The sequence below is a fragment of the Roseofilum acuticapitatum BLCC-M154 genome (assembly GCF_030068475.1).
In the GTDB taxonomy this organism is placed as follows: domain Bacteria; phylum Cyanobacteriota; class Cyanobacteriia; order Cyanobacteriales; family Desertifilaceae; genus Roseofilum; species Roseofilum acuticapitatum.
Window position 1 is genome coordinate 1 of record NZ_JAQOSP010000008.1, and the last position, 10794, is coordinate 10794.

Consider the following 10794-nt stretch of genomic DNA (forward strand, 5'->3'; position numbering starts at 1 on the left):
GAAGCGGAAATACCCTAATTAAAAATCCAGGGAGCAAGATGCTCCCACTCCAGTCAGATCAAAGAATTCGAGGAGTGCGGGCATCTTGCCCGCTTCTTAACAAATTTTCATGTCCGCTTGCGGAAACCGGACTTGATATCAGCGATCGCCGACTCTCTTCAGATACAAGGGGCGGGTTCAGGAAAATCTGGGTGGGAGGATGAACATATTGGTGAACCCGCCCCTACAGATGACCTAATTAATACTTCCGCTCTTGGGGTTCAAACCGAGTCAGCGTCACCGGGCGATATTGAAGATCAATCCCTGCTGGCGAATAAAACACCAGAGAATGCTTGAGAAAATTGGGATCGTCCCGTTGGGGATAATCTTCGCGGGAATGGGCCCCCCGACTCTCCTTACGATTTAGAGCAGAAGTAAGGATCATCCGTCCTACCACCATAATATTTTTCAGCTCCAAAGCCTCAATAATCTCCGTATTCCACAAAGCCCCCCGGTCATCGAGGTAAATATTGCCATAGTGCTGTTGCAAGTTTTGAGTAATCTCTAATCCTTGTTCCATGGATTCTTGGTCGCGGAAGACCCCACAATATTGACTCATGGCATCTTGAAAGGCTTGGCGTAGGGGATTAATGCGCCGGTCTCCCTTTTGGTCTAACAAGGCTTGCAGTTGTTCTTTGGCTTCTTGCAGATAGGGGGCTTCCTCTAAATTGGGTAACTTGCGAGACTGCACATATTGGGCGATCGCCGCCCCCGTCCGTCGTCCATAAACCACACATTCGAGTAGGGAATTACTCCCCAAACGATTTGCCCCATGCACCGACACACAGGCACATTCTCCCGCCGCAAATAGAGCCTCTACAAACCCATCCACCCCACTGCGTACCCGGCCATCCGTATCCACCGGAATACCCCCCATAGAATAATGGGCTGTGGGACGCACAGGCATCGGTTCTTCCACCGCATCCACACCCACCAGCCGATGAGCTTCCTCCCAGCAAAACGGAATCCGGCTCATAATTTTTTCCCGCCCCATATGGCGCAGATCCAGATGTACAAAGGGGCCGCCCGCCCTGCCATCGGCATGAATACCGCGACCGGCACGAATTTCCAGGGTAATGGCTCTAGAGGTAATATCTCTGGGGGCTAACTCCATTTTACTAGGGGCATAATTTTCCATGAAGCGATCGCCCTCACTATTGCGTAAATAGGCTCCCTCACCCCGGACTGCCTCAGAAATCAGCACCCCCACCGGATATAACCCCGTCGGATGGAACTGGACAAACTCCATATCCTGAAGCGGCAAACCCGCTTGAGCCACCATCGCTAACCCATCTCCCGTGGAAGCATAATCATTAGAGGTGGTATTAAACACCCGCCCATAGCCCCCCGTCGCCAACATAATTGCTTTAGCTCGCACCACCTTCAAGCGGCCATCCAGCATATGGTACATTACCAAACCCTTAGCTTCCCCGTCTTCCAGGATCAAGCGCATCACATACCATTCCTGATACACCTTCACCCCATAGCGTCGCAAATTATTCACCAACTCATGGAGGATTGCATGGCCCGTTTTATCCGCCGCGTAGCAGGTGCGACGATAGGAATGGCCCCCAAAGGCACGTTGAGCAATGCGACCATCGGGCAAACGGGAAAAGAGAACCCCCAAATGCTCTAAATCAATCACCACATCTGGAGCTTCTTGGGCTAAAATTTCTACCGCATCCTGATCCGCTAAATAGTCGGAACCCTTCACCGTATCAAAGGCATGAGCTTCCCAAGTATCCTCAGAATCCACATTCTTTAAGGTCGCAGCGATACCCCCTTGAGCGGCTACTGAGTGCGATCGAATGGGATGAGTTTTGGCAACAACAGCAACATTCAGGCTCGGATCGATGCGGGCAATTTCCACAGCCGCACGACAACCCGCCAGTCCACCACCAACAATGATTACATCATGATCTAACATGGTTTAATCGATCTTCTCCAACATCGGTTATCAAACAAGAAACGAGTAGGGGCAAGTCGCCCCTACTAAAGATAGAGTCGTATGCAATGGCATTAGCCAGCAGCTTGGGCAGGATTTTGGGAGGCTCCTGTACGAGAGGCCCGTTTTTGAGCTACCTCTTCAACCGGCAAAAATTCGATATGGTTGAGTAAGGTGGTCACAAAGCTAAACAGCAGGAAGGGTAGGGAAAGAACGAGAATTAAGCCCACTGTGGCTAAGGCGTAAACCGGACTACCTGCACCCATCAGGGCTAGAGCTGCCGCTAAACTGAGGAAGATTACAATTAACCAGACAATGATTTGCCCATAGATATCTCCAAAGGAGAGGGTGCAATGGAGCCGATAGGTTTGTTGATCGTTCATACGCTTAATGGGGAAAGTTTAACATTATTTAATGAACTAGGGTAAAGGGGCCAGGGGATTTTGGCCGATTTCTCAATAGTTTTAAAAGACTTGCAACATCTTGTTACATTACGTCCTCGATATTTTAAGATTTGACCACAAATTGGTTGCGTCCATTCTTCTTGGCTTCGTATAACGCTTCATCTGCTAGAGCAATTAAGCTTTCTTTCGAGAGTTCTGCGCTCGGAATTAACGTAGAGATCCCTAAACTCATGGTTACCGCAGAAGAGACTTTAGAGGTTTTATGGGGAATTTGCAGGTCATCTATTTTAGACTGAATCAACTGGGCTACTACTTTCGCCCCTTCTTCTGAGGTATTCGGAAGTAGCACAACAAATTCTTCTCCTCCATAGCGAGCAACCATATCACTAGCGCGTCGGACTGAATGTTGAATGGCTCTGGCCACTTGAATCAGGCATTCATCTCCAGCTTGGTGTCCATAGGTATCATTATAGAGCTTAAAGTAATCCACGTCGCATAAAATCAGAGATAGAGGCAGGCGATCGCGTTTTAAGCGCAACCACTCTTGATAGAGGCATTCATCAAATTGACGACGGTTGGCGACTTTGGTTAAGCCATCGGTATTGGCGAGTTTATGGACTTCATCCAGCATTTTTCGCAATTCAAATACTGATTTTTTACGGTCAGTAACATCCCGAAAGTTAACGGATAATCCATCACCGAGTTTTACGGCAATCATATGAAACCAAGCCCGTTCATTTTCATAATCATAGGGAAATTCTAATTCTAGATTTTGCCCCGTTTCAACAACACTGACATAATGATCGAATAAGCTTCTCAAGTTGGGGCTATTGATTTCTTGTAGCCAATACTTGCCGACCAAATCAGCCGTATTCAGATTGAAGAAGTCAACAAAGACTTGATTCACAACAATCCACTCAAAGTCAATAATTCTACCTTGCCGATCTCGGAGGGATTGAAATGCCATAATTCCATCCATGGAACTATTGATAATACTTTCGAGTAGGGATTGAGATTGTTGTAGCTTTAAGTTGGCTTTATCTGCTTTTTCTACCGCTTCTATTAATAAATTTGTTCCCGATTCTACCTTGTCTAATAGCTGTTGATTCTCTTGGGTAACTAAACCCATCATTAAAGAACCATAATCGATTAATTTTTGGGCACTTTCAATTAAGCGTTGAAGAGGATAAACGATAGAGGGTTTGGGAATTTTAAGATTCAAAACTCCCTGAATTGCAAGTTCTACGGCTTCACTTAACTGATTCAGAATACGGCTGACATTGTTGAGTAATAGATTTCCCAAACAGATGGCTACCAATAAAGCGCAAAAATTAATCAGGAGGGAATTACGCCATTTGATTTCTACGGCTTGAAAAATTTGTTTTTCAGGTACAATGATACCGATCCACCATTGTGCCTGACCCGGTAAATGATAAGCAAAACTAAAAATCCAATATTTTTGTTTATTGTAGCTAATAATGTGTAATTTTTGAGGGGAATCTTTTTGGAGATTCTTTTGAATAGCAGGTCGCAAATTGGAATCAATAAATTCTTGTTTTTGAGGAGTATATCCTGAAGAATAAATAAGTTTTATTTGCTCATTAAAAATCAGGATATCTGCGGGGATTCCTAGGGATTCTTTTTGAATATAATCAGTAAAATGATTGAGGTTAAAATCGATTTTGCCTACCCCCAATAATTTGTTTTGGGGGTTGTATAAAGGTTGGGTAAGTTGTAGCTTAACTGAAGGATTGGATCGGGATGGAAGTTGTGTTATTTTCAGGCTATAACTATCTTCAATTATACTATTTTTATACCAAAATTCTTCGCGAATATCATAGGGGTTTAAATAATTTTTAACTGGCTCTTGAATATCACCTTGATTGTTTAATGGAGAGACAGATAAACGATTGTCTGTTTGACGGTTGGCTTGAGTACAAATGAGGTCACCGGTTTGAGTGCGATGGATGGCCAATAGTTCCCCAGTTGCTTGTAGTCCGATAGACATCCCTTCAAGGGTGGGAAAACTGTTGAGGAGGGGCCAAAAACAATTTTGATTAGATAAGGCGATCGCCTCGTCTAGGGGTAAGGTTTCATAGGACTTGAGTATTTCTTGAGGAAGACTAAGATCTTGGCTAAGTCGGGTTTCTAGACGATTCCCCACTTCCTGCATCCATTGCAGGGATAATTGTTTGACTAATTGATGATTATGCCGCAAAGAGAGCCATCCAGTGAACGTCATCGCGACCAAGATGGGGAAGACTACGGGCACAAGAATATAGATGGATAAAGGAAGGGTTTTGGGGGGATGAGAAAACCGATCGGCCATGAGAATTGGCTCCCTGCGGTAGATGGGGCAAAGCCTACATTGCTCTTAAGGTGAGTTGTAACAGACTTAAGCCTTAATTGTACTGAGTGCTGGCACTAATCTTATAGTGGAGGGGGTAATTCGAGGGAAAATAATCCTAAGTTGCCTTTGCGAAAATCATTGAGGAGTTGGCAGGCTGTGCGTTCTAAGTCTCCCAGGTATTTGGTTTCGGCTAAGGTATGTAAATAGTCTTCGCTAGAGCAGTTCTCTGGATCGACTTCATAGCGCGATCGCAGTTTTTCCAAGGTACTCACATGGGCATTGAGTTGCTGAAATAACTCTAGCAGGGCGATCGCCACCCGTTGATTATCATAACTGGCTTCACCAATATCATCACAAATGGCTAATTTCACCGCATCTCGTTGATCCTCTAACCGGGCTGGAATTACCCCAGGAGCATCCAATAACTCAATATCTGAGGAAATCTTAATCCAGCGCAGTTGCCGAGTTACCCCCGGACGGGCGGCACTATGCACCACTTTACGGTTTAATAGGCGATTAATTAAAGCCGATTTGCCCACATTGGGAAAGCCCACCACCACCGCTCGCACCGGACGAGGACGCATTCCCCGGTTGCGTCGGCGCTCATTCATCGCTGCACCGGCGGCGATCGCCGCTTGGGTGACTTGGGCAATACCCTTACCCAATTTCGCATTCGTAAAATAAGGCTTCTCTCCCCGATCCATAAACCACTGCAACCATAAATCCTGGATCTCCGGCACAATCATATCCATCCGGTTCAGCACCAAAACCCGCTCCCGACTCCCCACCCACTCCTTCAGTTTCGGGTGTTGTGTCGCGAGCGGAATACGAATATCCCGAACATCTAAGACCACATCAACTCGCTTGAGTTGTTCCGCCAAAGACCGTTCCGCCTTAGCAATATGTCCGGGATACCATTGAATCATAATCAGAGTGAGCGCATCAGAAACATTAAGGGACAATCAAAACCGGACAAGGAGAAAGATTAATCACCTGATTGGTAATACTATCCTTCGATCCATCTTCCGTCAGACCAACGCCCCGACTTCCCATGATAATCAGATTTACATCCATTTCATCCGCTACATCACAAATGGTAAAGGCGGGTTTGCCTTCCCGTTCGACACTTTTAGCCTCAATACCACTCTTAGCAAAGCCACTTTTGACTTTACCGAGCAGTTCAGCAATTTGGTCATGGGAGATCATGGGGTCTCTAGATGCATCCTCTTCGGCGATCTCATTCTCCAGCACAGAGAGCAGAATCAGATTAGAGCCATAGGTTTTGACGATATCCATCACCACCTCTGTGGCAGCTAGGGTTTCTTGACTTTTGTTAATCGGAAAGAGAACAGTCTTAAACATGGGTCTTACCTCCGAGACACGGACTCCTATACAATGTGGACGATGGCGTAATCAAAAACATAACGAAGATTTTTTTGAAGGAGGTTTATCCTGTGCCCAAGAAAACGATAGCAAACTTGTCAGCATCTGACCTTTCTGGCAAAAAAGTATTAGTGCGAGCGGATTTTAATGTTCCCCTGGATAACGGGTCTATCACTGATGATACTCGCATTCGTGCTGCTCTGCCTACGATTCAAGAGTTGACGGGCAAGGGTGCTAAGGTTATTTTAACCTCTCACTTCGGCCGACCCAAGGGAAAAGTGAATGAGTCCATGCGCTTGACTCCTGTGGCTGCACGCTTGTCTGAACTGCTCGGTAAAGAAGTCGTCAAAACCGATGATTGTATTGGTGATGAGGTGGCTGCTGCGGTGGCTAACATGCAGGATGGGGATGTGCTGCTGCTGGAAAATGTGCGCTTCTATGCTGAGGAAGAAGCCAACGATCCAGAGTTTGCTAAAAAGCTGGCTTCGGTTGCCGATCTTTATGTCAATGATGCCTTTGGAACGGCTCACCGGGCCCATGCTTCTACGGAAGGGGTGACTCAATATCTGAGTCCTTCGGTGGCTGGATTTTTGATTGAGAAGGAACTGAAGTATCTGCAAGCGGCGATCGAAAGTCCCCAACGGCCTTTGGCGGCTATTATTGGTGGATCGAAGGTATCGAGCAAAATTGGCGTGATTGAGACCCTGTTGGAAAAATGCGATAAGCTCCTGATTGGTGGGGGCATGATCTTCACCTTCTATAAGGCGCGGGGGATGAATGTCGGTAAGTCTTTGGTGGAAGAAGATAAGCTAGAGTTGGCCAAATCTTTGGAAGCGAAGGCTAAAGAACGGGGGGTAGCTCTGTTGTTACCGACTGATGTGGTTGTGGCTGATAATTTTGCGGCTGATGCTAATTCCCAAACCGTGAGCGTCGATAATATTCCTGATGGTTGGATGGGACTCGATATTGGCCCCGATTCGGTGAAAACCTTTGAGGATGCTTTAGCGGATTGTAAGACAGTGATCTGGAACGGGCCGATGGGTGTGTTCGAGTTTGATAAATTTGCAGCAGGGACAGAGGCGATCGCCCGCTCCTTGGCTGGACTGACCAAAACTGGCGCTTCTACCATTATCGGTGGTGGTGATTCCGTGGCAGCAGTCGAAAAAGTCGGCGTTGCTGACCAAATGAGCCACATTTCCACCGGGGGTGGCGCAAGTTTGGAACTGCTCGAAGGAAAGGAACTCCCCGGTATTGCCGCTTTAGATGAAGCGTAAGCCAACTTGATCGAGTAACCTTTGTCGATCTTCCCTTTTCCCTTTTAGTTAGGAAAAGGGAGGATTGATCTCAATTGCGATTAATCCTTGTGTTAGCCTACAAAAATAGTATGTTTTTACACCTTTACAGCAGTTTCCTCTGCTATGAGGTACATTAATGATGGTTTTTAACGATATCTAGAACAGCTCAGAGCTTCTACCAAGTCTATTGTTTGCTCCCCCCATTCCCCCATTCCCCCATTCCCCCATTCCCCCACTACAGCGCCAAGCGCTGTAATGGTAGCTACCAACCCTTGAAGTTCCGTACAGTAAATAAGACACTTCTAGATTATCAAATCAAAGAAGAGAATTTTTTCCGCACTGGTGCAACAGGAATATCTTTACCCTTTTCTTGATAATCTTCTTTAACCAATTCCCAAGCCAACTTTAATTCCTCTAAAGCTTCTGGAGGAGTATCACCAAAGGCTGAAACATTAGGCATTTCTTGAAAATGTGCCAGCCAATCTCCTTGTTCATCAACATATAAATTAATTGTAAAACCATTAAAGTTGTAGTTAGTTAAAGTCATTCCTCTTCTACCTCTTGATATTCAAAAAACTGCTGAATTTGATAGAGTTTTGCTTTCCCATCTTTGCGGGGTTGAATAGGTAAAGGTTGACCATTGGGTGAATACCATAAGCGATGACTACCTTTTTGACGGCTAAATTCCCAGCCATTTTGGTTAAGGAGGGTTTCAAACTCATCAAAAGTCAGATTTTCTGGATTATTTTTAGCTTTCTGCCATAACTTTTCTCTTTTAGTCATAAGATAATTATATAGTGTTTCTGGCACTTGGGCATCTAGCCAATCTAAAACCTTTTGATTTGGGTATTTGGCAACAACTTCAGAAATCAAGCAGGTATCAAGAAGGTAAGTCATAAGGGTGTGTTAACGAAGTAACACACCGTTCCTATCTCGGTGGGTTACGCGCTTCGCTAACCCACCCTACATCTATCCAGACTATTGCCTCATTTTAAAGGAAACCATCCACTCCAAGATCGCTTAAAGATAACTGAGAATGGCAAGGATACCAACAACACCATAAAAGACTCCCACCACTTGGGTTTCTGACCATCCAGAGAGTTCCAGATGATGATGCAGGGGGGCCATTTTCAGGATGCGCTTACCGATACCATCGGGGCCTTTAGTGGCTTTGTAGTAGCTCACTTGTAGGATAACGGAGAGGGTTTCGATGATGAAGAGACCACTGAGAATGATTAAGCTCCAGATGTTACCACTGATGAGGGCGATCGCCGCTAAACCGCCCCCAAGAGCCATGGAACCGGTATCTCCCATGAACACTTGAGCCGGATTACGATTATAGGCGAGAAAGCCCACACAACTGCCACTGAGGGCGCAAGCAAGGATCATTAAACTGGGGGAAGTGGGAGCAAGCAGAACGCCGAAGGCTAAAAAGGCGATCGCACAGGTTCCCCCCGCTAACCCATCCAAACCATCAGTGAGGTTCACTGCATTACTTTCGGAAACCAAGGCAAAAGCAGCAATGGGCCAAAAGAGCCAACCAAGAGGCAGGCTAACGGCTCCAAATAGGGCGACTGTGGTTAGATCTCCCGGTTGCGTCAGAGCCATCCACAGGGTAAAACCCACCGCTAAGAGGGTTTGCAGAATCAGCTTCATGCGGGGAGAAATGCCCTTATTGGAGCGACGGCGGAGAATTTGCCAATCATCAATCCAACCGATCGCCCCATAACCTAAAATAACCAAAGAAACCGCAAGAACACTGCGATCGCCACCCGAAGCCATCAGCGCCACCAACACCGCCACCGGCACAAAAAAGATCCCCCCCATAGTAGGAGTTCCCGCTTTTTTCAAATGGTCTTGCGGCCCATCTTCGCGGATAATTTGCCCCGCTTTAATCTTTCTCAAAGTCGGTACAGCCCAAGCCCCCACAAGAATAGTTAAGATCAAACCCGTTAAGAAGGGCAGACTGAGCGAAAACCACCCTTGAGAAAACTGGTTCATCTGCAAGTCTAGGGTCAAAGCCGTCAACCCCAGAGCCACCGCTAAGATTAAAAATAGGCGGGTTCCCCAGGGGAAGGGAAAACCCCCAAAGCTAACTTTTGCGTCCACAGGTACTCCTCACACTCACACTCAACAAAATAACTCAATTGATGAGTTATGACCTATTCATCATCCATGGAATCATCATCTTCCTCATAGCTATCATCTCCTCCTTCCATCAGTTCAGAGATATCCACATCATCATCTAAAAAGTCTTGATCTTGGATATCGCGGGCAGACATGCGTCCGGTTTGTTCCAACCAGTCCACTAGAGACTCGGTAGGAGGAGAGGGGAGAATGGGAGCCAGTTGAGAGCGAGGGGTTTCTCGTAAGGAAGGGTTTTTAATCGGTACAAATTTAGAAGACATGGCCGAGAGAATGGGAAAATCAAAATAGGGATACTGATCTCTTTTGAGTTTATCAGGATCTGGGAAGAGAGTTGTTAATATAAACCCATTTGCTGTTTAAAGAGGTTTTTCACCTAGGGGGAATGATGATTGGTAAAGACCGTTTGTTAGAGGCGATCGCCGGAACGAATCGCGGTATCTTGGCTTCAGCCACCCAAAAACAGGCGATTTTGTCTGCTGTGGTGCAGTTGGAAGAGCGCAACCCCAACCCCCGCCCAACGGAGGTTCCAGAACTGTTGAGTGGAGACTGGCGCTTGTTGTATACCACCAGTGAGGAGTTGTTGAATATTGACCGCATTCCTTTCTATAAGTTGGGCCAGATTTACCAATGCATTCGGGCGGATGAACAAGCGGTTTACAATATGGGTGAACTTGATGGCTTGCCCTATTTAGACGGACTGGTGAGTGTGCGGGCCAGTTTTTCCGTAGTCAATGAGCGCCGAGTGAATGTGCGCTTTAATCGCGGAATTTGGGGACTGAAACGATTTTTAGGCTATGACTCTCCCTCACAAATGATTGAGAAAATACAAGGGGGTGCAACATTTTGGCCAGTAGATTTTTCCATTAGTGAGGAAAACCAGAAGGGTTGGTTAGATATTACTTATTTGGATCGAGAGTTACGCATTAATCGCGGCAATAAGGAGAGTATTTTTGTGCTGGCTCGGTGTTAGAGGATGGGGAGATGGGGAGATGGGGAAAAGTCCCTCTCGGAGTGCGAGCATCTTGCTCGCTGCCTTTCTCTAGCGAGCAAGATGTTTGTCCTACGAACACGCTATGCACTCCCCAGAGGGCTTACAGCAGTTTTCGCTGTTATGTGGGACATCTTGATCCCCCTAAATCCCCCTTAAAAAGGGGGACTTTCCTATTCCCCCCTTTTTAAGGGGGGCAAGGGGGGATCTTTTCCTACTGTCCACCGATACAGCGCAAAGCG

The 10794-nt window shown here is 46.3% G+C and carries 11 protein-coding genes; 2 read left to right on the forward strand and 9 right to left on the reverse strand.

The features are described from left to right. Positions 1-238 precede the first annotated feature (238 nt). The 5 genes from PMG71_RS02220 to PMG71_RS02240 form a co-directional block, all read right to left on the reverse strand. Complete coding sequence (locus PMG71_RS02220; protein ID WP_283752009.1) at positions 239-1966, reverse strand: succinate dehydrogenase/fumarate reductase flavoprotein subunit; 1728 nt, start codon at positions 1964-1966, stop codon at positions 239-241. A gap of 92 nt (positions 1967-2058) precedes the next feature. Then, the gene (locus PMG71_RS02225; protein WP_283752010.1) at positions 2059-2367 is read right to left on the reverse strand and encodes a hypothetical protein; all 309 of its coding nucleotides are present in this window, start codon (positions 2365-2367) and stop codon (positions 2059-2061) included. A 124-nt stretch (positions 2368-2491) separates the two neighbouring features. Next, positions 2492-4717 carry a diguanylate cyclase domain-containing protein gene (locus PMG71_RS02230; protein WP_283752011.1) on the reverse strand — a complete coding sequence of 742 codons (2226 nt, stop codon included), beginning with the start codon at positions 4715-4717 and terminating at the stop codon, positions 2492-2494. A 101-nt stretch (positions 4718-4818) separates the two neighbouring features. Next, positions 4819-5664, reverse strand: a complete 846-nt coding sequence (gene ylqF, locus PMG71_RS02235) for a ribosome biogenesis GTPase YlqF (RefSeq protein ID WP_283752012.1) — start codon at positions 5662-5664, stop codon at positions 4819-4821. Between the two features lie 25 nt (positions 5665-5689). Next, positions 5690-6100: a universal stress protein gene (locus tag PMG71_RS02240; protein WP_283752013.1), complete on the reverse strand. Its 411-nt coding sequence runs from the start codon at positions 6098-6100 to the stop codon at positions 5690-5692. Between the two features lie 92 nt (positions 6101-6192). Between PMG71_RS02240 and PMG71_RS02245 the strand changes: the two genes are divergently transcribed. Next, on the forward strand, positions 6193-7395 hold the full coding sequence (locus PMG71_RS02245) for a phosphoglycerate kinase (RefSeq protein ID WP_283752014.1): 1203 nt from the start codon (positions 6193-6195) through the stop codon (positions 7393-7395). A gap of 331 nt (positions 7396-7726) precedes the next feature. Here PMG71_RS02245 and PMG71_RS02250 read toward each other — a convergent pair whose 3' ends face one another. The 4 genes from PMG71_RS02250 to PMG71_RS02265 all read right to left on the reverse strand — a co-directional run bounded on the left by PMG71_RS02250 (position 7727) and on the right by PMG71_RS02265 (position 9824). Beyond that, a complete protein-coding gene (locus PMG71_RS02250; RefSeq protein WP_283752015.1) occupies positions 7727-7963 on the reverse strand; it encodes a type II toxin-antitoxin system HicB family antitoxin in 237 nt (78 codons plus the stop codon). Next, on the reverse strand, positions 7960-8313 hold the full coding sequence (locus PMG71_RS02255) for a type II toxin-antitoxin system HicA family toxin (protein WP_283752016.1): 354 nt from the start codon (positions 8311-8313) through the stop codon (positions 7960-7962). The genes PMG71_RS02250 and PMG71_RS02255 overlap by 4 nt, the downstream gene beginning before the upstream one ends. Positions 8314-8436: 123 nt before the next feature. Next, positions 8437-9525, reverse strand: a complete 1089-nt coding sequence (gene mraY, locus PMG71_RS02260; protein ID WP_283752017.1) for a phospho-N-acetylmuramoyl-pentapeptide-transferase — start codon at positions 9523-9525, stop codon at positions 8437-8439. 53 nt (positions 9526-9578) lie between these two features. After that, the gene (locus PMG71_RS02265) at positions 9579-9824 is read right to left on the reverse strand and encodes a DUF3134 family protein (RefSeq protein ID WP_283752018.1); all 246 of its coding nucleotides are present in this window, start codon (positions 9822-9824) and stop codon (positions 9579-9581) included. 125 nt (positions 9825-9949) lie between these two features. On the opposite strand from PMG71_RS02265, the gene PMG71_RS02270 reads away from it, so the two are divergent. Further along, positions 9950-10534 (forward strand): PAP/fibrillin family protein, encoded by a 585-nt coding sequence (locus tag PMG71_RS02270; protein ID WP_347179182.1) that lies wholly within the window; start codon positions 9950-9952, stop codon positions 10532-10534. The last annotated feature ends 260 nt before the right edge of the window (positions 10535-10794 follow it).